Here is a 21,900-nt window from a genome sequence, read left to right as displayed (position 1 = left end):
CTACTTCCCTGGCTCCGCCTTGGTCGCATCAGCGTCAGCATTCGCTTTGGATTTGATAAAAGCGATCAGTGCATTCAGTTCCTCGTCACTCGGCGCCAGGGCCGGCATGACGGCTGCGTAGCCCTTGACGATTTTGGCATTGGGATGAAGAACCGAATCTTTGATATAGCCCTCATCGACCTTTACGCTCGTATCGTCGGCAAGGGTTTCCGTCTTGCCATACAGACCCTGCCAGCTGGGGCCGACGCCCTTGTTGCCATCGACACTGTGGCAGGCCAGGCAGCCAATCGACCCGGCCAGTCGCTGCCCCTGCGCCACCAGGTCTTCGCCCGGGCTCGACGCTTCGCCGGTCGAAGCTTGATCGTCTTGCGGTGCAGCACCCAGTGATTTGATCAGGGCAATGACAGCTCCCAGTTCGTCGTCCTTGAGAGTATAGGCCACCATGACCGGTGGGTAGCCCTGTACCAGGCGAGCCTTCGGATCGACAATCGACTCCTTCAGGTAGGCCTCGTCGACCCGCACACTGGTGCCATCGGCAAGCTGTTCAGTGCTGCCGTACAGCCCCTTCCATCCCGGGCCGAGACTGGCACTGCCATCCTGGCTATGGCAGGCCTTGCAACCTAGCTGTTCGACCAACTGGCGGCCTTTTTCCAGCACGCTGTCTCGACCGGGTTTGGCAGTTGTGGTCAATGTCTGCGCAAAAGTCGGTTGGCCTTTTAGCCATTGATCGAAGACGCCCTGCTCTTCCACGATCATATGGCCACGCATGTTGTAATGACCTACACCACAAAATTCAGCGCAAAGGACTTCGTATTTTCCTGTTTTAGTCGGCGTAAACCAGAAGTACGACACCATCCCTGGCACCATATCCATCTTGCTGCGAATTTGCGGAACATAGAAATCGTGCAGGACATCTTTAGAGCGCAGTAAAACTTTCACCGGCCGATCGAGCGGAAGGCGAACTTCATTATTCATGACCAGCACATCGTCCTGCCCGGCAGGGTCTCTGGGATCAAGGCCGAGGGGATTGGTGGAGTCGACAAACTTTATATCCGACTTGCCCAGCTTTGCGTCTTGCCCGGCAAAACGATAGGCCCACTGCCACTGCTGGCCGACCACTTCAAGTTCGTAGGCATCTTTCGGTACCCGGATGAAATCGTTGTAGACAACCAGACCTGGCGCCAACATCCCGGCGATACCTGCCGAAGTAACGATGATCAACCAAGATTCCAGCTTTTTGTTTTCCGGCTGATAGGCCGCCCTGGCACCCGCCTTGTGACGATACCGAATCACCGCGACCGCCATGAACCCGGTGATGGCAATGAAAAATATCCCGCTGATGATCAGGGTGATGAACAGGGTGGTGTCTATGGATCCCCAGTTGGAAGCGGCCGGTGTCGCATGCCAGGGCGCCAGTATGTGGAATAGCACGGAGGCAATAACGATGAGTATCAAGACAATTGCTATTGCCATTTGCTCTTCATCCTATTCCTGTTGTTCATTGCTCATGCAATAAGCATCGCCACTGACGTCCAAGCAGGGCCGACAAATACCACCCGTCCGGGCGTTAAAGTCAGTAAGAAGTATAGAGCGATCGGCTTGTACCGTGAGGCCGGCAAGGGAGTTCCGGTTGCCAGCTATACTTGAGTGCTGATGACGGATGGCAGAGTTCGCCCGCAAGCGCCCGCAAAGTTCGAACCCTGCCCTTGCAGCGTCGTCAAACGAATGTGGTGACATTGAGCAGGGACGATAGCCACACAGTCCAGCAATCCACATGGGAGGTTTCGTCATGAGTGCCCTGACGATCGAAGGCTGGTGCAAAACCAGCAGCGACCAAAAGTCCACCCCGATGGGGGAAGTCCATTTCTATGTCGACGGACCGCTCCATCTCCGTCTGGAAGAGGCCGAAGAGCGCCTGCAGAAGACCCACGAGCGTGAAGCCATGGTCGATGTCGATATGAACTCGATGGATTTGATCATGCCCGAGGGATTCGCGCCCTTGTCCGACTGTCAGATGCGTGTCTATCTGCACCACGAACGCGGTCAATTTCATCTGGTCGGGCATCGTGCGAGCGATGGCAGCCTGATTTATACCAACGCGGTGTTAATCGATCAGCTGCTTGAGTAGCGGCGAGAGATTCGCTGCACCGATTTTCCTGCGCGGTGCGGTGCTGAAAACTCACTGATCGTTGAACCGGACACCCGGAGTCTCAAGACCTGGCGTACCGCAATGCGTGCCCGCTAGTCCTCAAAGCGCCCGGTGGAATCCCGATCGCGCTCATAGCGTCGTGTGAGTGCAAAGGCCGGCAACCAGGCCTCACGTCGCACGACCCAGCTCTCATAGGTCGGCTTCAGTTGGTCCGGGGCATCCAGCGACCCGAGGTTCACTTCGATTTCGTCTGCGCTGCGCGCAAACACGGATGAACCGCAGTGCGGGCAGAAATGCCGTCCGGCGTAGTCACGTGTTTCGCCTTCGATCGTCACCGCATCCTGATGAAATATCGCGGACGCGTGAAACAGCGCCCCATGATGCTTGCGGCAGTCGAGACAGTGACAAACGCCCACCCGGAACGGGCGCCCCGATGCGACAAGGCGCACCTTGCCGCACAAACAGCCGCCGGTGAATCGGTCCATGGGTTGTCTCCTCCAGGCCGTCCGAAACGGCGTATCAGCGTGGAAACAGGAACGTCACGGCGGCGCGAAAGCCCCAGCCTTGCGGGCCGTCTTCCGGGCTGTCGAGCCAGTAGCGCGGGCCGGCCTGCACCGTCAGCGGTTGACCGCCGATCTTCAGCAATTGGGTGACCGTGAGGTTGACCGGTACCGACCATTCCCGCGATTGCCAGTTGTAGGTTGACTCGGTGTTGACGCCGTAGGTCGTGAGCGTATGGGTGGTGTACGAGAGGAAGGGTTGCAGGAAGGTCTGGTTGACCTTTTCCTTGTCGTCCGGCGGGCTGTCGTCCAGGCCCCAGATATGGTTGGCCAGGATGCCGCGGGTCCAGCCATTGGACTGTTTCAACGCCACCCCCGTCGGGCCCAGGCCCCACTGCTCGCTGCCGAGCAACTCGTCACTGCCGGTCGGTATCAGCAACGCCGGGCCGGCACCGAGTATCCAGCCACTGGCCGTCGGCTTGGTTGGCGAGAAGAAAAAACTCTGGGTGATATCGCCGCTGCCGGTTTTGTCCGCCGCGCCATCGGGGGCCAGGCCGTGCTGATCGATGATCGGCAAAATGGTGCGAGAAATGAGATTCCAGTCCTCGTTCAGGGCAAACGGCAGCACCGGCTGGATATTGGTCACGCTGTGCATGCCCTCCCCGGTCGGCCCCATTTTCTGGTCCCAGTTGTACTGCACCGGCAGGCTGTACATCGCGGCGACCGGGTTGAGGGCTTTCTTCGCCAACTCTGCCGCATCCTCGCCCTGAGCCAACGGGATGAAGCCCAACGCAACGACGAGTGTCGACGCGCTACCCATCCACCCTTCTTTCAAATCCATCTCACTCACCTGTCGTTGTCAAAAACCGGCGTTGCAAAGGGTTAGCGTAGGCAACTGTGATCGATGTGCAACCCGGCCCTGCCCCTCGCTGGCCGTGTGTTTAACGGTTTTTGAGAGTTTTTGATTCGGATTATCCCGCTGCTGCAGGCAGCATTCGGCCCGCATTGACCGGCGTGCAAACACCTGTACCCGAATGACAACTTTCATCACGTGAGAACCGAACACATGGGCATGTCGAATAAATGGATTGCGGGTATTGCTTTGAGCTGTGTATTTCAGGTCGGCTGTGTCTCGCAAGTGGCGCAACAGGAGCAATACTCGGGCTTCCTGGGCAATTACCAGGGCCTGGAGGAGCAAACGACACCGAGTGAACAGAAGGTCCTGCGCTGGGTATCGCCGGGGTTCGATCCTCGCGCGTACTCCACTGTGGTGTTCAGGCAGATGGAGCTGTACCCGTCGCCGAAGCCGACCGCGCGCGTCAGCCTGAAGACCCTGCAAGACCTGCAATTGATGGCCAGCAACAGCGTCAAGCAAGCCTTTTCCCGCCGCTATGCGATCGTCCCTTATCCACAACTGGCACCGACCAATTCGCGATCGCTGATCCTGCAAGCGGCGATCACTCACGTCAGCGCCAACAACGAAGGCATGCACTGGTATGAGGCCGTTCCAATCGGCGCCATTGTCGGGGCCACACAAGCAGCCACCGGCCATCGGGATCAGACTGCCGAGATGTACATCGAAGCCAACCTGATCGATGCCAAGACCGGTATGCCGGTCGCGAAGATGGTTCGCAAGGTGTTTGGCGCGACACTCGACAATGCCCAACAGCCGGTGCTTGCCAGTGACTTCAAGGTCGCGCTCAAAAGCATGACAGACGATATGCAGGCCCTGCTCCTCAAGCACTGATGCCTGGATAAACCCCATCGCACGCAGACGGGCATGGGGTTTCAACCGCGCTTGTTCCCTGACAAACCGTCAGCCGTGCCGACGCCTGACGTGAGACCCCATCATGAAAATACTGGCCCATACCCTGGCGGTGCTGATGCTGTTGCTGAGCACCCGCGCCCTGGCAGTGACGGTGATCCCCCTCAAAGGACAGACTTCCCAGGCCATCGCGCAGGACACCAGTGCCTGCCAATCCCAGGCCAACGCACAACATCCGGTACAAAGCACCGTGCCAACCGGTGGACGGGCAAAGGGCGCCGCAACCGCCGCCGTGGCCGGGGCGACCGCGGCTGAGGTCCGGGGCCGCCAACATGAAAACGTCTATGACCAGATCGACGACGACACCCGGCAAGACTATCGCCAGAACCATGCGCGCAGTGCCGCGGCGGCCGGCGCCGTGGTGGGGGCTTCCAGGCAACGCCAGGCGCGCCGGCAGAATAATGCGGCGAGCGAGCAAAACGTCACCGCCAACAACTCCGTCTATAGCAGCTGCCTGCAGCAGCGTGGCTACGATGTCTTGCCTTGAACGGCGGCGACAATGACCAGAAACATTGGCCGACCTTCTCAACGAACCGAATCGAATTTGAGGACTTCACCGATGCGCCTTGCAGGTGTTCCTGTCGTGATGCTCGCTTCCTGGCTCCTGGCCGGTTGCGCGGCCTCCCCTAACAACCCGACCTCATCGCTGCAAACGGACAAATCGCCCGAGCAGTATGTCGATTGCCTTGTACCGAAGTTGAAGGACAACGCGATGAGCCCGGTCGTATCCGGGAGCGAACGCAGTTACCGGGTTGTCGTTTCGAGCAAAATTGCCGTAGACACCGTGCTGGAAACCCACAGGGCACAGGATGGTGGCAAGGTGTATTTGTACGAGCGCCAGTTGCTGGCCTCGACCTTCAGGCCATCGAGCATCGAGCGTGCCGCGCAGGAATGCCTGTAACGCCGATACCCCCCGCAAAAAAGGTTCTTCACGCCTCCCGGGAACCTGTAGGAGCCAGCCTGCTGGCGATGGACTCAAGTGCGCCGCGTTCATCCAGGTCACACGCGTTATCGTTAACGACCATCGCTGCGATGCGGCGACCCGACAAGCCAGCTCCCACAGGGGACCATGCCCACGCTGAAACTGTAGGAACCAGCTTGCTGGCGATGGACACAAGTGCCCCGCGTTCATCCGGTTCACACGCGTTATCGTTAACGACCATCGCTGCGATGCGGCGACCCGACAAGCCAGCTCCCACAGGGGACCCTGCCCACGCTGAAACTGTAGGAGCCAGCTTGCTGGCGATGGACACAAGTGCCCCGCGTTCATCCGGTTCACACGCGTTATCGTTAACGACCATCGCTGGCAAGCCAGCGCCTGCAATTTCCCGAACGCAAAAAAAAACCCCGCGTCCTCCATGAAGGGCGCGGGGCAAATGCCGTTGAACGAGAGGTGAGGATCGTTTACGCCGCGCATGAACGCGATGAGAGTCAACGCTCCTCGAGATCCATTAAAAGCGCTAACGAGCCTGGTTCAAAGCTAATTGGAATCAAAAATAATCTGCCGTTGACCGGGTGCACAAACAACAATCATTGACTTGTATTGTGAACCTCTCGACCCGCCCGGGAGCAGCCAATGCCTTGTCCGGACAGCGCAGGCAATCCGCCCAGACCCTGGCTACACGCAAATCCACCCGCCCGAGCTTGCAGTTTTCGGATAGCGCAAAACATCCATTCAAAGCATCATTCGTACTGTCAAAATCAAAACCCGTGGGTCATCCAGCAATGCTTTTCCTTCGTTTGATTCAACTGATACCGCTGACAGGCAGGGCTGTTTACCGCGCCGCGCGCTCCTGAACCGAGCCGGTCCCGCATCGTAAAGGCTCCACAGTGAGCCTTGCGCCTGGTCCTCATCCATTTCATCTCCCAGTCCCGAATGTACCGAGCCAACTCCGGCCCCTATACTCAGGCCAGTACGCCTGATCGGAAGATTTCTATGAGCTACACCTTCAAGTTGAAAAATGGTGCCGTGGCGAAATTCGACCCGGACAGCGCCATGCTCACCCTTACAACACCCCATGGAGATGTACAGAATTCCACGCTAGGTAGAGCCGAGTCGCGTCTATTGGACCTGCTGCTCATGGAGCCAGGTGTCACTAAAAGCCGCGATGAGATCATCGACTACACCTGGAATGACCGCGTGGTTGCTTCCGGTAGTTTGAATCAAACCGTTTTCTCACTACGAAACATTTTGAATGACAGTCGCGATCACGAGATCCTGATGACTGTTCCTCGCCGGGGATATTGCTTCAACCGGCACTTTGTAGTCGATGCAGCAGCAGAAGTACCGCCACCTTCAGAAGAAACTGTGCAGCCACCCGCCGCCACGCCTGGACAACGACCGCCGCCAGACAGCGATGAGTTGCTGGTGCCCTCAAGTAACACCGAAAAATCCACCCGCATTACCAAGGCCCAACTGATCGCTTATATCTTTACCCTGGCAGTGGTTGCCTTGACGGTCTTTCAGTTCGACTTCGAAGCGCCAAAAATTGAAATTTCCAGCGTCGACAAGAATGGACTGATCATCCACGCCGTAGGCAATGACCTTGCCGAGGCACAAGCGTTGATGGAACTGTCGGCCAAACAATCAGAACAGCTTCCACCCAACCTGAAGGGGCAAGTCTGGATCAACCTGTATAAAACCAACTATTCCGTTTCGTGCATTCGCCCGGATCTAAGCACTGCAAATCTACAATTAAACAGCAGCGAAAGAGACCTCGCCATGATGATTCGTCAATGCTTGGAAGTCACCTTATGAAGTTTGAAATCCCGCAAGCGGTTCACTGGCCGGTTATCGCCTTGATCAATGCACTCTGCATTTTCTCCTTTTTTTATTCTCCTTCGCACTACATGGAAAATACCAGCTATCAAACAAAGGCCCGGCAATGGCTGGAAGATCTCAACCAACTCAACACCGAAGAGTATCTCACTATCGGGCATGGTCGACTCACCGGGACCACGCTGGAAAGCCTGAATGGGAAAATCCGCAATGCAACCATATCGGCCAATATAATCAGAGAAAGTAAAACGCAAGTACAAATCAAAATCAGCAACGTCAAACTCAGTCAGGACAATGAACTCTTTGCCATTGAAAAGACCCCTGACCTGTTCTTCAGACGCCAATACGTCTTGCAAGAAGGTGCCATTCTGAACTACGAATTGATACCGACACAAAATAAAAACGCCGTATGTTTTTACATACATGATCTTGGCCGTTTGCGTTGCATGAACCATTAATTGAGTCAGCACCCGCTTGGCACAGGCTCATATCAAAGATTACTCCTAATAAAAATAACAGTTATTGACTTGAATCAGATGGCGTCCCGGAAAAAAATTCCCCGCCAATAATCTCTGGAATCGAGCCTGCTTGATTCTCGTCCGGGACAATGCCCTACACAGGGGAATCAAGTGAAAACAATGCATTTCCTGCGCAGCAATAAATCGACGACCTTCGGATGCCTGGCGGTTCTATTTCTGTCTGCCCTGCCCTTTTGTTCGTTAGCGAGCGACGAACATTCCGTTGAAAGCACGACCATTGAATACTATGAAATTCAAACAAACCCGGATGACACTCAGAAGTTATCGCATCTGAAAATTCATAGTGAGAATGAGTATCATGCGGACGAGCAGGACAGTGATTCAGCCCTCCCTCCTCCACAAAGTGATACCGGAATGAGCTACGCCACCTCGCTCATATTACTTTGAACCTGGCAAATATGAGTTATTGACTTTGGAAGGCGCAGTCGGGGTGAGATTATTTGCAGACCACGCCGTGGCAGAGATGCAGCTGGCACCAGGTTCTGCCTGAATAAACTGTAAATAAGGAAATCGCCTCGATGCTACTGAAAAACTTCGTCACCGTGTCGTTTGGTTTATTGCTTTCTCTCAAGGCCATGGCCGACGACAAGGGCATCTACAGCGCAAAATTGACGAGTGTCGAAACCAACAAGAAGGCTCCGGATTCTGTGAAAACTGGCTATCAGGTAAAAACGGGTTACCGTATTGACGACTTTTATTCCTTTACGGCGGCAGCCATTGACCCGATGAAACCCCAATCGAAAATCTTCAGCCCGATGGTTGACCCGCGCAACGTACAGCAGCTGGACGACTCACCATCGCACAGCAATTACGCATTTTCAGCGGAACTGGAAATAGTCCGGGGACTCTGACAACCCTCCCGATACGGCTGTACCTTCATCCAGCATGTGACCGTCACCGCCGCGCGGACAGTCATTGCCTGACCCTAATCATTTAACAGGTGAGCTTTCAATTTCATGAGTATCGCACCTCCCGATGAAATCTTTCATTTGTCTTCCGCCTCGCCGAGCCAACTGAACAGAACAATAGGCAATTGGGAAATGAGCCTTATCCCGACCGAGCATGAGGCGCACATCCGGCAACATAAGCTCTTTCACAGCCCTGAACTGCAATGCAGTCGCCTCGAGTTCGACTCATCCGTCACCCTGGTCAGTTCTGTCCCCGCCGGATTCGTGACATTCGCCATCTCGCAGGCCCCGATTGGCCGCCCCCTCGTGAACAATCAAAAACTACGGCCTGACGAAATCATCGTACTGCACAGCGACGAATCGGTGCATTACACCTGCGAACCGAATGAAACACTGTTCACCCTCACCACAACACTGGAGCACTATGACCGGTGCCGCCAACATCACCCTGTCATAGACATCCTTGCGAACAGAACACGACACAGCTACCAGGTTGATAACTTTCAATTCATACAGGCTGCCATTCAAGCCATCAGCGCTTGCTGTGTCGACATCAATGACTCTGCCTCCCCACAGTACCCTGAAGCAGAGTGTTCAACGATTGCGGTACTTGCGTCTGTATTGCAGTCATTGACCCCCGCTGGCGGCTTTAGACGTAAAGTCCCCACCAGACGGAAGGTGGCGATAGAAGCCATCGAGTACATTCATGACAATATCAAGAAAACGCTCACCATAAAGTCACTCGTAAGGCAACTTGAGACGACTACCCGCACCCTGCATTTTGGCTTTATCGAGACATTCGGGATGTCGCCAATCGCCTATATCAGAAACTTGAGACTCGCCAGTGCCCGCCGCGACCTGATCAATAAAACATGGCCCACTGTGACGGAAACCGCCATGTTCTGGAACTTTCATCATCTGGGCCGTTTTTCCAAGGCCTATCAGACTGCTTACGGAGAGACGCCGTCAGAAACGGCCAGGCGCAACTCAGACAGGCCCAGGAACATCACCTCATCCCTATACAATCAGGTCGTTGGCACGTTTCCATCAACTCCCTGAAAATGAGGATTAATAATTTCCGTTGATTAACCCTGGATGCTGACAATTGCTTGTTTTCCCACTCAAGGAGATAAGCATGCTTCATCGAATAAATACGCTGCCACTCAAGCAAAAAATCATGCTGTGCATGACCGCCTATGTCAGCGGCATCTTGTTGGCCTGGGTCATTGACTGGTACTGAAGAGGTTTAACTCGCGACTGCAAGGTGCACAGTGAAATAATGATACCTCGGGGTTTTCGATGATTTCCGTATATAAAGCGTTATTTGGAAGGCACGCAATCACTGTATGTCTGATTGCTGCAGCGGGTTGGGCCGCATGGTTCTGTGCCGCAGGTTTGGCGGAGTCAGTCATTGCACGGAAGTTGAATAACGTTTATGCCGATCTGCGTGCGGCTCAAGTGGAGCCCAATGCGCAGATCGACAAGGTACTGGAAGCCCTCGGCGATCTTGATCGCTCAGGTCAGGAATGCTCCGTCGAGCAGTATTCACAACTGTCCGACCTAGTTAAAGACCTGCGATTTGTTGATCAAGCGGCAATCCAGTTGCCCAATGGCAAGCTCTGCTCCTCCTATGGACAAGAACTGCCGTCGATGCTGGCCGGTAATGAGAAGCGCAAGTTCTCCGTTGGCAAGCGAACCTATTGGGTCGATTCCGGCCACGCTGTTTCTGCGGACACCGACTTTATCATCGTGTCGGAACAGTCGACCTACGTCTGGGCAAACAAGAAGATCCTGCTCGACAACTTGAAGTTTCCCGAGGACCTGCAACTGGACCTCATCGGCCCCGGCGGCGCAGTACCCATTGCCTCTACTGGCCTCAAGCCCCTGCAGATGCTGAAGCCGTTCCACCTTGAAGAACTGGTCACCTCGGCAGACAAGGCCCTCATCGCTTTTGCGGGCAACCGAAATGAACTCATCTCGGTCATTTCACTTCCGTCGAGTTACCTGACAGGTCTCAAATTCAAATTATTCATTGGCCTTGCGTGCGTGTTCGCCGCGCTGCTCTTGCTCGCAAGGCGTATCCAACGGCATTACACCTCTACTGCCGTACGACTTCGCAAAGCCCTGAACGCCAATACGCTGGGTGTTCACTATCAGCCGATCGTCAACTTGAAGACGGGCTATCTGGTGGGTGCCGAATCACTTTCGCACTGGAGCGACAACGGTACCCCTGTGCCTGCGGACGTGTTCATTGCGGTGGCGGAGAAGTCTGACCTGATCCGCAAACTGACGCGTTCGGTGATTCGACAAGTAGCGGAGGATTACAGCACTTACCTTTGGGCGTGCAAGGATTTCTACATTACGGTCAATCTGTCCGCCCAGGATATTCAGGACCCGGACTTTCCAGACTATGTGGCCAGCGTGCTGGCAACCTACAACATGCCTGTGTCAGCCATGGCCTTTGAAATCACCGAAAGAACCATGCTCGACCAGAAGCCAGCCGCCATGCAATTGCGACGGCTTCGGGCGTGCGGTCATCGCATCGCCGTGGACGACTTCGGTATCGGCTATTCCAACCTCTCGCTCCTCGATTCAGTGCCTTTCGACATTCTGAAAATAGATCGCTCGTTCATCGCCGGCGACAAGATCGCAGCCGAGGATGCCCTGTGGCGACACATTGCCCAGCTGGCCAGGTCGCTAAGACTCAAGGTCGTGGCCGAAGGTGTCGAGACTGCGGAGCAACTGCCGCATCTGGTTGCAGAGGGCGTCCTGTTGGCACAAGGCTGGCTGTTCTCCAAAGCGCTGCCTGCCCAGGCACTGGCAAGGCGTTACTTTCAATGCCCGGCAAACAACCCGCCTCACGACCCGAAAATATCAATCAATGACTTCTATTAACTCCCCATGGCCCCTCAAATGCTCGCCGAACCCTAACACCTGACAAACCTGTACAAGGACTCCACTACACATGCTACTTCGAAACCTTGGCTTCGCTTCACTGCTATCGCTGCTGTCTTTCCAGGCGCTCGCTGATGACAAAGGTTTGTATCTTGGAGCTGGCGTAAGCAGCATCCAGACCGAAGAATCCCGACTGGACGACGAGGACACCAGCTACAAAGTTTATGCAGGCTATCGCGTCAACAGCTACCTGGCCTTCGAAGGTGCCTACGTCGATCTCGGTCAATTCAAGGACAAGAACATCGATTTCGACGGCAAGTCGGCTCAGGCTGCCGCCCACGTCGGCTTTCCGCTGGGTGATCGGGTGCGGTTGTTCGGCAGTGTCGGTGCTCACGCCTGGGACGCCGACGGCAATGCCACCGACGACGATACCGGGGTTGACCTGACCTACGGTCTCGGCGTGGAGTTCGACGTCTTTCGCAACATCGGTGTGCGCGCTGAATACGAAGTGCTGGAGGTCGGAGAAATCGACCTGAATCAGACGACTGCGTCTGCCTATATGCTTTTTTAACACCGCTGCAACTGAGCGACCGGTCCACGGTCGCTCATCGAACTTGCCGCAATGTCCGTCTTCGCCCTGCCCCCCTTGCCATTATTTCAACGTCTCCTTCGATTCCTGCGCCGGCGCCATGTACCACTTGTCCCTGGGCACCCATTTCTCCTGTTGCGGATCACCCAGGTAGTGCGGCGACATGATCTGTACGCCGTACTCGTTGAACACATCCTGGATGTTGGCGTGCAGCATGCTCAGCAGCACTGCTCGTGGCCGTGGCTGGCTGGGGATGGCCTGGGCCACCAGCCGGTACTCGGGGTAGAAATCCGACAACGCCGTCTGGAACACCTGCGGCGGTGGGGTTTCGAGGACGCCGGGTGTACGTCTGGCGGCTTCCAGCAACATCCCTTCGACCTGCCGCCAAGGGGTGTCATAGCCAATGGTGACCACGGTGTCGACCACATAACCGGGGCCTTGTACCACCCTTGAGTAGTTCTTGGTGACCGTGCCGGTGATCATCGAGTTGGGCAGGGTCAGCACTTCGCCCAGGCCGGTACGAATGCTGGTGGTGAACATGCCCAGTTCAGTGACTGTGCCTTCGTGCTCGCCAATGCGCACGAATTCACCGGGGCGCAGGGTTCGGGTGTACGTCAGGATCAATCCGGCCGCCGCTTGCCCGACGACGCTGGAAGCACCCAGCGAGATCATCAGGCCGACCAGCACCGACAAGCCTTTGAACGCATCGGTCCCGGCACCCGGCAAGTAGGGATAAGCCATGGCCAGGGCAAACAGCCAGATCGCCAGCGACGTCAGGCGCTGGGTGGGTTTCAGGGTTTCGTGGTTCAGCCAGTTGAAGATGCCGGGCGTGGCCATGCGCCGCAGTATCCGGCGAGAGAAGGCTGTGGCGCCTCGCGCAATGAAGAAGATCGCCAGCGCCACGCCAAGCCCGGGGATGGCCCCGAGAATCCCTTGCAGCAAATAGTCGGCGACTTCCAGCAGATAGTTGTTAAGGCTTTCACCCCAGGGCCGGGTATAGGGAAAACGCGACAGGACAAACCCCAGCCACTCGTAGGTGAGCAGCAGCACGATGGCCCAGCGCAGCACTTCCAGCACACGGCTGACCAATGGATAGAGGAAGTTGGCGTCGATCAGCGGAACCCGCCCGACCTTCAGGGCCTGGGTGTGCCGATGCATCAGGTCGGGCAGTTTTTTCAGCAGTTTGCGCCGTAGAAAAGCCATGGCCAGGAGCAGGCCCAGATAGATACCGGTGGCGAGCAGCGCGGCGCCCACCGACCGGAGTATCAAGTGCAGGCTGCGAGCTTCCTGGGTTTCGGCCACCACCTGACGCAACCGTTCAGCCGCGGCTTCGGCGGCTTGCCGCACCGAGTCGAATTCGGTTTCGTCGACATCCTTGGGCGATACGATAAACGCGCGGCGCGCCCCGAGCAGCACCATGTAGCTTGTCATGATCGGATCGAGGGTGACCTTCAGGTCGTCGGCCTCGTCCAGCGCCTCACCGATCACCGCTTTCGCCCGTTTGACCCGCGAAGCCGGGGCTTCACCGAGGAGAGTCGCGCGAAACACCATGACACTGCGGTTGGCCACTTTCAATTCAGCAGGCGCATCGGCCACCTTTGGTGAATCCTCGGCCCACAGCTGCAACGACCAGAACAACCCGAAAACAGTGAACATTACAACGAGCAGCCTGCTCCGCATCTGTCAGATCCCTACTTCACAAATTTCTGGTCGAGTGTACGTACCGCAGCGTAGTTCACCGATGAGCGGTTGTCAGATGGGTGCTTCTGTAGGAGCGAGCTTGCTCGCGATAAACCGGAGAACACCGCGGGGCACCTGCCAGCCAGCGTTATCGTTGACGACCATCGCGAGCGAGCTCGCTCCTACAGGGTTTGTGTTTTCGCCGGCGGCCAACGCCATCTGTAGGAGCGAGCCTGCTCGCGAAAAACCGGAGAACACCACGGGGCACCTGCCAGCCCGCGTTATCGTTGACGACCATCGCGAGCGAGCTCGCTCCTACAGTTACGGTGTGTTCAGTATCTGATCAAGGGTTCACCTGGTAACCCTTGCCCTGCAAACAGCTGGTGTAAGCCGACGTGGTGTTCGCCTGGGTGGTTTTCGATTGCTCCCGGCGTTCCTGGCGCTGACGTGATGCACCGACCACGGCGCCGGCCGCCGCCGTCTCCTTGGCGCGGTTCTGGCGATAGTCCTGTTTCGTGTCATCGTCGACACGATCATAGACCTCGTCACGTTGATTGCCGCGCACCTGGGCCCCAACCGCGCCTGCGGCAGCCCCGGCAGCAGCGCCCTTGATCCGCCCGCCGGAAGGCGTGGAAGCCGTCGAGGTGCTTTGGCTGGCGGCGATGCTGTTGCATTCGTTGATGTCGGCCTGGGTTTGTTGCGAGCTTTGCCCTTTCATCGGCACTACCGTTTGCGCCCATCCCGGGGCGCTCAAAACCGACAAGGCGAGACACAGACTGATAGGTGACAGTTTTTTCATGATGACCTCCGGATGAACCTGGTTCACCCCCAACAGGAGTTTAGATCAGCCCCCATCAGCCACCCGGTTACTGACCGGCGGTGGGCTCGATCTCCATGACCAGTTGGTCTTCGACCCAACGTACCGGCACGGCCTCCAGTTGTGCGCCTTTACACGGGCCGTCGATGCAGTGCCCGTCGTCGTAACGAAACATCGCGCTGTGATGGGCGCACATCAGGACCTTGCCACGCCAGGTGCAGAACTGCTGCGGATTGAAGTCCAGCGGCACCGAGAAATGCGGGCAGCGGTTGATGTACACCCACACCTGTGCGCCCTGGCGCACCGCCACCAGCCCGGCGGGATGCAGTTGCTGGTGCTGTGGCAATCCCAACGCCCCGCCGTCGGCGATGTCGTCCAGTCGGCACAAGGAAATGCGGGTCATGGAAAACCGCGCAGTTCGGGGTTGCCCAGGCTCCAGTGCCAAGGGCGAATCTGCAGGCTGGCGAACAGTCCCGCCTGGACATAGGGATCGTCGCGCATGAACGCTTCCACCTCCGGCAGGCTGCCCGCCTCGATGACCAGCAACGTCCCCGTCATCGCCGCGCCGGCATCATCAAGGATCGGGCCGCCGAGGCGTACGACGACCCGATGATCCCCGGTCGCACGCAAATGCGCCTGGTGACTGGGCCGCAGACGCTGGCGCAGCGCCTGGCAGTCCGAATGATCAGTGGCAAACACCGCAAAGAACTGACCCATGATTCACGCAGATTCCATGACAAATTCATAACACGCACGCTTGAACGGTACGTCCATACCCAGCCTGGCGGACACATCGTCGTGGCAGGTCAAGTCTTCGTAAATCACCTGCAACGACTGTTTCACCCCAAACACGGCATCGGATTGCAGGTACGGATCATCGTGGTTGAACAGGTGCGTCACCAATTTGCGATAGCCCGGCACATCAATCATGAAATGCAGGTGAGCTGGCCGCCACGCATGGCGGTTGGCGGCATCGAGCATGCGCCCTACCGGGCCATCGGTCGGTATCGGATAGGCCACCGGGACAATGGTGCGAATCGCAAAGCAGCCATCCGCGTCGGTGCGATAACGCCCGCGCAAGTTGCCGAAAGGCTGTTCGGTGTCCTGCCCGGAATACATGCCGTTTTCGGCGGTCTGCCACACATCCAGCACCGCTCCAGACAAGGCATTGCCATGAATGTCGACCACACGCCCGCGTACCAGCGCCGTCTCCCCGGGCGTGAAGGCCATGTTTTCGCCGAACTCGCGATCCGGCATGCCATCGATGTAGAACGGCCCGAACACAGTGGTCTCGGTGGCCGTTGCGCTGTGGCGGTGGTTGATCGCGTCGACCAGCATCGAAACGCCCAGGGTGTCCGACAGCAGAATAAATTCCTGGCGCACCTGGCCGTCACATTTGTGCCCGGTATCGGTCAGAAAGCCAATACCTTCGAACCACTCCTGTTCAGTCAATTCGACCTCGCTGACAAACCCATGCAGGTGGCGCACCAGGCTTTGCATGATCTGTTTGTAACGCGCATTCGGCGCATCGTTGAAGCTGTTCACTGCCTGTCGGGAGATCAGTGATTCCATGGATTTGTCTTGATCGGTCATTGTTGTTATTCCGACGAGGATAAGGGTGACTGGCTGATCAGGCTGGGGCCTGACCTGTCAGAGCACGGTTGAGCAGCGCCTCAATCGGGCCTTGTTCAAACGGCCGCGGGTTGTAGTAAGGGCTGGCGCAGGCAATCTGTGCGGCCTCGGCCGGGCCGTTGGCCGGGAAGCCGATGTCCGCCAGGGCCAGTGGAATACCCAGTTTCTGATTCAGTGCGTACAACAAGGCACCGACCTCGCTCGCCTCACTCCCACCCAACGCGCGTGCAGCCCGTTGCAAAGGCCCGGCCGCGGCTTCGCGGTTGTAATGCGCGGCGTGAGGCAAGACGATGGCGTGTGCCTGGGCGTGGGGCAGATTGAACGTCCCGCCCAGGGTGTGACAGAGCTTGTGGTGCAAGGCCATGCCCACCGAGCCCAGGCAAATGCCCGCCAGCCACGCGCCGTACAGCGCCTGGCTGCGCGCCTCGGGGTCATCGGGATGGTTGACCACACCCGGCAAGGCCTGCGCCAGCGAGCGAATCGACTCTTCGGCCATGAAGCCGATGATCGGGTTGGCATCCTGGGCGTACAGCGCCTCGACCGCGTGGGCCATGGCATTCATGCCCGAACAGGCCGAAATCTGCGCTGGCAGGGTCAGGGTCAATTGCGGGTCGTAGATCACGGTCCTGGGCAAAACCCGCAGATCCCGTCCGGTTTTTTTCAGGCGATTTTCGGTCAGCCCGTAGATCGGCGTCATCTCGGAGCCGGCGTAGGTGGTCGGCACAGCCACTATGGGCAGGCCGGAATCCATCGCGATCGCCTTGCCCAGGCCGATAGTCGAGCCACCGCCAATGGCCACGCAGCAATCGGCATCCAGCCGCGCTGCCTCAAGGCGCGCCGCTTGCGCCACTTCCAGCGGAACGTGCATCACAGCCTTTGGATAGACACCGGCGGCACGATCACCGAGCAACGCCGCGACCTTTTCGCCGAGTCCCTGCTGTTCCGGTGTGGTCAGGATCAACGCACGCCGCGCACCCAGCCGTTCGATTTCCTCGGCCAGCGCCGAGAGTTTGCCCCAGCCGAACACCACACGGGTCGGCAGGCTTTGATAGACAAAGGGATTCATGGCTAGCCTCAACGCTTGTAGTACGGCGGGATGTTGGCGTCGACATTGACCCAGACCGAACGGGCTTCGGTGTAGTCGTGGATCGCTTCGAAGCCCATTTCCCGGCCATAGCCGGACTGACCGACACCGCCAAACGGACTGCCCGGGTTGACCCGTTTGTAGCAGTTGATCCAGCACATGCCGGCGTGAATCGCGTCGGCCATCTTGTGCGCGCGGCTCAAATTCTGCGTCCACAGGCCGCTGCCCAGCCCGTATTCGGAGCCATTGGCGATGGCCAGGGCTTCTTCGTCAGTACTGAAGCGCACCACGGTCACAAACGGACCGAAGACTTCCTCCTGGCAAACTCGGTCTCCGGGCCTGGCCTCGACCACCGTCGGCTCGATGTAAAACCCATTGGCCAACGCCTGGTCATCCGGCGCCTTGCCGCCGGCCAGGACCTTGCCGCCCTGCTCGATGGCAATGTCGATGTACGCCATCACCCGGTCGCGGTGCAGCGCCGAAGTCAATGGGCCCATTTCGGTGTCCGGGTCCAGCGGGTCGCCCAGGCGAATGGACTTGGCCAACGCAATGAAACGCTCAAGGAATTGATCCGCGATGTCTTTGTGCAGAATCAACCGCGAACCGGCGATGCAAGCCTGGCCCTGGTTGTGAAAGATCGCCCAGGCCGCACCGTTGACCGCCGCGTCCAGGTTGGCGTCTTCGAACACGATGTTCGCGCCCTTGCCGCCCAGTTCCAGCTGGATGCGCTTGAGGTTGCTTTTGGACGCTTCGACGATCCGCCGCCCGGTGGCGGTCGAACCGGTGAAGGCAATCTTGCCCACATCGAGGTGTTCGGCCAGCGCTTGCCCGGCGGTATGGCCGTAGCCCGGCACCACGTTGACCACGCCTTTGGGGAAGCCGACTTCCGTCATCAACTCGACAATGCGCAGGGTCGACAACGGCGTGATTTCCGAAGGCTTGATCACGATGGTGTTGCCCGCCGCCAGCGCCGGACCCATTTTCCAGCTGGTGAACATCAGCGGGAAGTTCCACGGCACGATCTGCCCTACCACGCCAATCGGCTTGCGTTGCACGTAGTTGAGGAACCCCACTTCGACCGGGATCACCGAACCTTCGATCTTGTCCGCCATGCCGCCGAAATAACGGAAGCACGCTGCCGTGCGCGGCACGTCGAGGCCACGGGAATCGCGGATCGGATGCCCGGTATTGAGGGATTCGAGCTGCGCCAGTTCTTCACCGCACGCTTCGATCCGGTCCGCCAGTTTGAGCAACAGGCGTCCGCGTTCGGCAGCGCCCAGCGCCGACCAGGCCGGGAAGGCGCGCTTGGCGGCGGCCACGGCGAGGTCGATGTCAGCGGCTTCGGCAGCTGCGATGCGGGTGATCAACGAACCGTCATGGGGCGACACGACGTCAATGGTGCCGCCAGCGACCGCATCCACGAAACGGCCATCGATATAGAGCTGATTTTGCATAATGGTTTCCTCGCACCGCGCGGCTGGCGCAGTGTTTGACGAAGTGATTGCTGAACGCTTTGCCCGGCGCCGGGCCGGGCCGGACACGAGGTCCTAGAACTCGATCGGATACGGCTTGAGCTCACCGCTTTCGTAGCGTTGCGGCAGGTTTGGCGTGGCGTTTTCCCAGACCATCAGCATCGAGCGTTTGGTCGAGTAGCCCTGGTGACGGATGTCCGCGGGCATGGCGCAGATGTCGCCGGCACGCATGGTGATGCGCGCACGGGGATTGCCGTCGTCCTTGTCGCCGACGTCCCAGATGATTTCGTCGGACATCTGCAGGAACCACTCGATGCGGTCGTTACCGTGGAACACCGGCAGGATGAACTCCTCGGTGGTCGGGCAGAACAGGCTGGCCTTGCACACCGAGGTCACCGACGGGTTCCAGGTCACGTCGGAGCGCGACAAGTACTTGAACAGGTTGAAGGCATGCAATTCGCCTTCGAAGCCTTCGGCGGCGTGGACCTCCGGTTCGTCCTGCGGCACATCGATGAACTGGCGATTGACCGGCAGGTCGTCACGCAGCGGCGAATCATCCTTCAGGCCCGGCATGCGTTTGGTGGCGATGCGCGAGCGCTCGATGGCTTCGATGTTGTTGCCGTTCTTGCGCCCGAATGCGCTGCCGGTTTCTTCCGGGGCGGCAAAGGGGTCGAAGGTGGCGTTGGTCCAGTCCCGCAGGATGGCCTTGAAGGTGGCCATGATCAGCGGCGTTTCGAAGTTTTCGGTGTAATTGACCCCGGCCGCCTTGAGCGTGCCGTTGAAAGTACCGGCGTACAGGTCGACCTTGCCGTAATAGTTGCGGGTGCCGATGACCTGGTCAAAGTTGACCCAGCCATAGAAAAAGCCCCAGGCCACGTCGCGCATCATGGCGCGCAGGAAGGCGTCGACCGGAATCAGGTGCGAGCGGGTCTGGCCCTTGGCCGGCCAGGTGATGCGGGCGAAATACTCGTCGCGCGACAGTTCGAAGGCGCCGAGTTTGAATGAGCAGTAGCCGGTGACGGCATGGGGCGCGCTGGCCTGGACTTCATCGTCGGCAAGGTGGGCGGTGTCGGCAGCGGTTTCAAGCATGGCCATGGCGGATTTCCTCTTGTTGTTGTGGGGTGGGCGGTCGGGCGTGGCAGATCACTTGAAGCAGATGTCGGCCCATTTCTCGACCGACAACGGGCCTTTGATGGTCTGCTGCAGGATCACGCCTGGGCGACTGGCTTCGAAGCGATAGGCGGTGCCGACCGGCAACAGGCATTGATGGCCGCGCTTGAGCAGCACGTAGCCCATCGGTGTTCCCGCAGGTATCTCACCAGCCAGGTGCGTGCCCTCGCCGGCTTTCAACGGCGCATCGAGCTTGAGGAAGTCCACGCGAACCTCACCGTCCATGACGATGGCGAATTCGTCGTGTGCTGCGGTGTACCAGGGCGACTGGCCTTCGGCACGGATGGACTCAACGACGTAGCCGAGGTTGAAACCCACCACGACTTTTTCATAAGGGAGGGATTTATCCGCCACTTCGAAAATGTTGGAAAAGGCGTAGTGGCTGGCCTGGCCGCTGATGATTTCAACCGACCCTTTGGTGTAGTTGTCCAGCGAGCCGAAGACCGTTTCGATTGCAGCGCTACTCATGGTTTTCACCGTTTTGTTGTTGTAGTAACAGTGAGCCAACAGTACGTCGCACCCGCTCTGCGAACAATTAGAGGACCGGCGACAACAGTGTTTGCGAAACGCGAACATTGAAACCATGGGTCTAATGCCGATCAGCTAATGCTTTGAACACCACAGTCCTTGTGGGAGCGAGCTTGCTCGCGATAGCGGCCTGTCATCCACCATTGATGTTGACTGACACACGGCCATCGCGAGCAAGCTCGCTCCCACAGGTTTCGTGTATTAGCCAAGACCCTGCTTTTCAGCGCACCCAGCCACGTTCCAGCAGGGGCTTGTCCCAGCATGGCTCATCGCCGAAGTTGTCCACCAGAAAGTCGATCAACGTACGGACTTTCAAGGCCCGACGCTGGGTGGCGGGATACACCGCCGAAAAATTGAACGAGGACAGTGCGTAATCCGGCAATACCGGAATCAGCCGGCCGCTGAGCAAGTCGTCGCTGGCCACCAGGGTTGGCAGGCAGACAATGCACACACCGGTCTGTGCGTAATCGCGCAGCAAATGCACGGAGTTGGAGCGCACCTGGCCCGGCAGGCTCAGCTCCACTTGCTCGTCGTCGCGGGTGAAGATCCAGCGGTTGCGCGACGGATAACCCTCGTACAAGGCGATCTTGTGTTGCAGCAACTCCTGGGGATGGGTGGGCACGCCGAATTCGCCGGCGTAATCGGGTGACATGCAGAACAATCGGCGCACGCTGAACAGCTTGCGCTCGATCAGGGTTTCGGCCATGGGCGGGAACATCTGGAACGCCACGTCGAAGCCTTCTTCGATGGGGTCCACCACCCGGTCGTTGACGATCACGTCCACTTCGATGTCCGGGTACAGGCGCGTGAACTCGGCCAGCATGCGGCCGAAGTGACCAATGGCAAAACCCGGCAGCATCTGCACCCGGAGCTTGCCGGTGGGCTTGGCCCGCAGTTCGCGCATGTGTTCGGTCAGCGAGTTGAAACCGGCGACCATGTCGGCGCATTCCTTGTAGTAGGTCTCGCCCACTTCGGAAAGCCGCACATGGCGCGTGCTGCGGTGGAACAGCGGCGCGTTGATGAACTGTTCCAGTTGCTGGATGCGGTGGGTGATCACCGAACGGGTCACCCCCAGTTGCTGGGCCGCCTTGGCAAAGTTGCCGGTTTCGGCCACCCGCACAAAGGCTTCGACACTGAGTAAACGATCCATGGGGCAGGTTCTCTGGATGTTTTTGTTCTTATATGACCAGCGAGATTAGCCTGTCGCTCCACTTCCAGGGCGAAAACCTGCCTGTAGGAGCGAGCCTGCTCGCGATGGACTTGAGAACTCCGCGGGGTGTCAGGTACCCAGCGTTATCGTTAACGTCCATCGCGAGCGGGCTCGCTCCTACAG

The 21,900-nt window shown here is 58.1% G+C and carries 24 protein-coding genes; 11 read left to right on the top strand and 13 right to left on the bottom strand.

Features of this window, described 5'->3' with window-relative positions; translation table 11 throughout:
• Entirely contained in the window at nucleotides 1-1,473 is a 1,473-nt protein-coding gene (locus KW838_RS20290; protein ID WP_218502994.1) for a cytochrome c oxidase subunit II, read from the bottom strand.
• 316 nt (nucleotides 1,474-1,789) lie between these two features.
• Between KW838_RS20290 and KW838_RS20285 the strand changes: the two genes are divergently transcribed.
• Complete coding sequence (locus KW838_RS20285) at nucleotides 1,790-2,128, top strand: hypothetical protein (protein ID WP_218502993.1); 339 nt, start codon at nucleotides 1,790-1,792, stop codon at nucleotides 2,126-2,128.
• 113 nt (nucleotides 2,129-2,241) lie between these two features.
• On the opposite strand, the gene KW838_RS20280 is transcribed toward KW838_RS20285, so the two are convergent.
• Both KW838_RS20280 and KW838_RS20275 read right to left on the bottom strand, forming a co-directional pair.
• The gene (locus KW838_RS20280) at nucleotides 2,242-2,634 is read right to left on the bottom strand and encodes a GFA family protein (RefSeq protein WP_102699516.1); all 393 of its coding nucleotides are present in this window, start codon (nucleotides 2,632-2,634) and stop codon (nucleotides 2,242-2,244) included.
• Nucleotides 2,635-2,668: 34 nt separating this feature from the next.
• Nucleotides 2,669-3,490, bottom strand: a complete 822-nt coding sequence (locus KW838_RS20275; protein WP_102699515.1) for a hypothetical protein — start codon at nucleotides 3,488-3,490, stop codon at nucleotides 2,669-2,671.
• A gap of 225 nt (nucleotides 3,491-3,715) precedes the next feature.
• Here KW838_RS20275 and KW838_RS20270 point away from each other — a divergent pair, with 225 nt between their 5' ends.
• The 10 genes from KW838_RS20270 (at nucleotide 3,716) to KW838_RS20225 (ending at nucleotide 12,166) form a co-directional block, all read left to right on the top strand.
• On the top strand, nucleotides 3,716-4,396 hold the full coding sequence (locus KW838_RS20270) for a DUF3313 domain-containing protein (protein WP_102699514.1): 681 nt from the start codon (nucleotides 3,716-3,718) through the stop codon (nucleotides 4,394-4,396).
• Nucleotides 4,397-4,499: 103 nt separating this feature from the next.
• The gene (locus KW838_RS20265; RefSeq protein WP_218502991.1) at nucleotides 4,500-4,961 is read left to right on the top strand and encodes a hypothetical protein; all 462 of its coding nucleotides are present in this window, start codon (nucleotides 4,500-4,502) and stop codon (nucleotides 4,959-4,961) included.
• A gap of 72 nt (nucleotides 4,962-5,033) precedes the next feature.
• A complete protein-coding gene (locus tag KW838_RS20260; RefSeq protein WP_102699512.1) occupies nucleotides 5,034-5,375 on the top strand; it encodes a hypothetical protein in 342 nt (113 codons plus the stop codon).
• 1,035 nt (nucleotides 5,376-6,410) lie between these two features.
• Nucleotides 6,411-7,232, top strand: coding sequence for a winged helix-turn-helix domain-containing protein (locus KW838_RS20255; RefSeq protein WP_218502989.1), 822 nt, complete (start codon nucleotides 6,411-6,413; stop codon nucleotides 7,230-7,232).
• Nucleotides 7,229-7,711, top strand: coding sequence for a hypothetical protein (locus KW838_RS20250; RefSeq protein WP_102699509.1), 483 nt, complete (start codon nucleotides 7,229-7,231; stop codon nucleotides 7,709-7,711). The genes KW838_RS20255 and KW838_RS20250 overlap by 4 nt, the downstream gene beginning before the upstream one ends.
• A gap of 180 nt (nucleotides 7,712-7,891) precedes the next feature.
• Nucleotides 7,892-8,179: a hypothetical protein gene (locus KW838_RS20245; protein WP_102699508.1), complete on the top strand. Its 288-nt coding sequence runs from the start codon at nucleotides 7,892-7,894 to the stop codon at nucleotides 8,177-8,179.
• Nucleotides 8,180-8,310: 131 nt separating this feature from the next.
• A complete protein-coding gene (locus tag KW838_RS20240) occupies nucleotides 8,311-8,643 on the top strand; it encodes a hypothetical protein (RefSeq protein ID WP_218502987.1) in 333 nt (110 codons plus the stop codon).
• Nucleotides 8,644-8,748: 105 nt separating this feature from the next.
• Entirely contained in the window at nucleotides 8,749-9,759 is a 1,011-nt protein-coding gene (locus KW838_RS20235) for a helix-turn-helix domain-containing protein (protein ID WP_218502985.1), read from the top strand.
• Nucleotides 9,760-9,999: 240 nt separating this feature from the next.
• On the top strand, nucleotides 10,000-11,595 hold the full coding sequence (locus KW838_RS20230; RefSeq protein WP_102699505.1) for an EAL domain-containing protein: 1,596 nt from the start codon (nucleotides 10,000-10,002) through the stop codon (nucleotides 11,593-11,595).
• Between the two features lie 70 nt (nucleotides 11,596-11,665).
• On the top strand, nucleotides 11,666-12,166 hold the full coding sequence (locus KW838_RS20225) for an outer membrane beta-barrel protein (RefSeq protein WP_095966010.1): 501 nt from the start codon (nucleotides 11,666-11,668) through the stop codon (nucleotides 12,164-12,166).
• A gap of 81 nt (nucleotides 12,167-12,247) precedes the next feature.
• On the opposite strand, the gene KW838_RS20220 is transcribed toward KW838_RS20225, so the two are convergent.
• The 10 genes from KW838_RS20220 to KW838_RS20175 all read right to left on the bottom strand — a co-directional run bounded on the left by KW838_RS20220 (nucleotide 12,248) and on the right by KW838_RS20175 (nucleotide 21,717).
• Entirely contained in the window at nucleotides 12,248-13,864 is a 1,617-nt protein-coding gene (locus tag KW838_RS20220; RefSeq protein ID WP_218502983.1) for a mechanosensitive ion channel family protein, read from the bottom strand.
• A 343-nt stretch (nucleotides 13,865-14,207) separates the two neighbouring features.
• Nucleotides 14,208-14,663 carry a YMGG-like glycine zipper-containing protein gene (locus tag KW838_RS20215; protein WP_008053573.1) on the bottom strand — a complete coding sequence of 152 codons (456 nt, stop codon included), beginning with the start codon at nucleotides 14,661-14,663 and terminating at the stop codon, nucleotides 14,208-14,210.
• A gap of 67 nt (nucleotides 14,664-14,730) precedes the next feature.
• Nucleotides 14,731-15,084 (bottom strand): Rieske 2Fe-2S domain-containing protein, encoded by a 354-nt coding sequence (locus KW838_RS20210; RefSeq protein WP_218502980.1) that lies wholly within the window; start codon nucleotides 15,082-15,084, stop codon nucleotides 14,731-14,733.
• A complete protein-coding gene (locus tag KW838_RS20205; RefSeq protein ID WP_007997964.1) occupies nucleotides 15,081-15,398 on the bottom strand; it encodes a YciI family protein in 318 nt (105 codons plus the stop codon). Before KW838_RS20205 ends, KW838_RS20210 begins: the two co-directional genes overlap by 4 nt.
• Before the next feature lie 3 nt (nucleotides 15,399-15,401).
• The gene (locus KW838_RS20200; protein ID WP_218502969.1) at nucleotides 15,402-16,274 is read right to left on the bottom strand and encodes a dioxygenase; all 873 of its coding nucleotides are present in this window, start codon (nucleotides 16,272-16,274) and stop codon (nucleotides 15,402-15,404) included.
• A 37-nt stretch (nucleotides 16,275-16,311) separates the two neighbouring features.
• Nucleotides 16,312-17,379 (bottom strand): maleylacetate reductase, encoded by a 1,068-nt coding sequence (locus KW838_RS20195; RefSeq protein WP_218502967.1) that lies wholly within the window; start codon nucleotides 17,377-17,379, stop codon nucleotides 16,312-16,314.
• Between the two features lie 8 nt (nucleotides 17,380-17,387).
• Nucleotides 17,388-18,851 carry an aldehyde dehydrogenase family protein gene (locus KW838_RS20190; RefSeq protein ID WP_218502965.1) on the bottom strand — a complete coding sequence of 488 codons (1,464 nt, stop codon included), beginning with the start codon at nucleotides 18,849-18,851 and terminating at the stop codon, nucleotides 17,388-17,390.
• A 93-nt stretch (nucleotides 18,852-18,944) separates the two neighbouring features.
• Nucleotides 18,945-19,964, bottom strand: coding sequence for a hydroxyquinol 1,2-dioxygenase (locus KW838_RS20185; RefSeq protein ID WP_218502963.1), 1,020 nt, complete (start codon nucleotides 19,962-19,964; stop codon nucleotides 18,945-18,947).
• A gap of 48 nt (nucleotides 19,965-20,012) precedes the next feature.
• Nucleotides 20,013-20,507, bottom strand: coding sequence for a hydroxyquinol 1,2-dioxygenase (locus tag KW838_RS20180; RefSeq protein WP_218502962.1), 495 nt, complete (start codon nucleotides 20,505-20,507; stop codon nucleotides 20,013-20,015).
• A 280-nt stretch (nucleotides 20,508-20,787) separates the two neighbouring features.
• Complete coding sequence (locus KW838_RS20175; RefSeq protein WP_095966002.1) at nucleotides 20,788-21,717, bottom strand: LysR family transcriptional regulator; 930 nt, start codon at nucleotides 21,715-21,717, stop codon at nucleotides 20,788-20,790.
• Between the last annotated feature and the right edge of the window lie 183 nt (nucleotides 21,718-21,900).

The organism is Pseudomonas sp. PDM27 (assembly GCF_019219205.1).
Taxonomy (GTDB): Bacteria; Pseudomonadota; Gammaproteobacteria; order Pseudomonadales; family Pseudomonadaceae; genus Aquipseudomonas; species Aquipseudomonas laurylsulfatiphila.
This window is presented reverse-complemented; position numbering and strand designations above follow the sequence as displayed.

Bases quoted from the DNA above. Each gene is read 5' to 3' on its own strand.
- KW838_RS20175 (WP_095966002.1), bottom strand. From the start codon at position 21,717: ATGGATCGTTTACTCAGTGTCGAAGCCTTTGTGCGGGTGGCCGAAACC.
- KW838_RS20245 (WP_102699508.1), top strand. From the start codon at position 7,892: ATGCATTTCCTGCGCAGCAATAAATCGACGACCTTCGGATGCCTGGCG.
- KW838_RS20200 (WP_218502969.1), bottom strand. From the start codon at position 16,274: ATGACCGATCAAGACAAATCCATGGAATCACTGATCTCCCGACAGGCA.
- KW838_RS20255 (WP_218502989.1), top strand. From the start codon at position 6,411: ATGAGCTACACCTTCAAGTTGAAAAATGGTGCCGTGGCGAAATTCGAC.
- KW838_RS20190 (WP_218502965.1), bottom strand. From the start codon at position 18,851: ATGCAAAATCAGCTCTATATCGATGGCCGTTTCGTGGATGCGGTCGCT.
- KW838_RS20195 (WP_218502967.1), bottom strand. From the start codon at position 17,379: ATGAATCCCTTTGTCTATCAAAGCCTGCCGACCCGTGTGGTGTTCGGC.
- KW838_RS20215 (WP_008053573.1), bottom strand. From the start codon at position 14,663: ATGAAAAAACTGTCACCTATCAGTCTGTGTCTCGCCTTGTCGGTTTTG.
- KW838_RS20210 (WP_218502980.1), bottom strand. From the start codon at position 15,084: ATGACCCGCATTTCCTTGTGCCGACTGGACGACATCGCCGACGGCGGG.
- KW838_RS20185 (WP_218502963.1), bottom strand. From the start codon at position 19,964: ATGGCCATGCTTGAAACCGCTGCCGACACCGCCCACCTTGCCGACGAT.
- KW838_RS20290 (WP_218502994.1), bottom strand. From the start codon at position 1,473: ATGGCAATAGCAATTGTCTTGATACTCATCGTTATTGCCTCCGTGCTA.
- KW838_RS20205 (WP_007997964.1), bottom strand. From the start codon at position 15,398: ATGGGTCAGTTCTTTGCGGTGTTTGCCACTGATCATTCGGACTGCCAG.
- KW838_RS20275 (WP_102699515.1), bottom strand. From the start codon at position 3,490: ATGGATTTGAAAGAAGGGTGGATGGGTAGCGCGTCGACACTCGTCGTT.
- KW838_RS20250 (WP_102699509.1), top strand. From the start codon at position 7,229: ATGAAGTTTGAAATCCCGCAAGCGGTTCACTGGCCGGTTATCGCCTTG.
- KW838_RS20265 (WP_218502991.1), top strand. From the start codon at position 4,500: ATGAAAATACTGGCCCATACCCTGGCGGTGCTGATGCTGTTGCTGAGC.
- KW838_RS20270 (WP_102699514.1), top strand. From the start codon at position 3,716: ATGGGCATGTCGAATAAATGGATTGCGGGTATTGCTTTGAGCTGTGTA.
- KW838_RS20285 (WP_218502993.1), top strand. From the start codon at position 1,790: ATGAGTGCCCTGACGATCGAAGGCTGGTGCAAAACCAGCAGCGACCAA.
- KW838_RS20260 (WP_102699512.1), top strand. From the start codon at position 5,034: ATGCGCCTTGCAGGTGTTCCTGTCGTGATGCTCGCTTCCTGGCTCCTG.
- KW838_RS20235 (WP_218502985.1), top strand. From the start codon at position 8,749: ATGAGTATCGCACCTCCCGATGAAATCTTTCATTTGTCTTCCGCCTCG.
- KW838_RS20280 (WP_102699516.1), bottom strand. From the start codon at position 2,634: ATGGACCGATTCACCGGCGGCTGTTTGTGCGGCAAGGTGCGCCTTGTC.
- KW838_RS20180 (WP_218502962.1), bottom strand. From the start codon at position 20,507: ATGAGTAGCGCTGCAATCGAAACGGTCTTCGGCTCGCTGGACAACTAC.
- KW838_RS20240 (WP_218502987.1), top strand. From the start codon at position 8,311: ATGCTACTGAAAAACTTCGTCACCGTGTCGTTTGGTTTATTGCTTTCT.
- KW838_RS20220 (WP_218502983.1), bottom strand. From the start codon at position 13,864: ATGCGGAGCAGGCTGCTCGTTGTAATGTTCACTGTTTTCGGGTTGTTC.
- KW838_RS20230 (WP_102699505.1), top strand. From the start codon at position 10,000: ATGATTTCCGTATATAAAGCGTTATTTGGAAGGCACGCAATCACTGTA.
- KW838_RS20225 (WP_095966010.1), top strand. From the start codon at position 11,666: ATGCTACTTCGAAACCTTGGCTTCGCTTCACTGCTATCGCTGCTGTCT.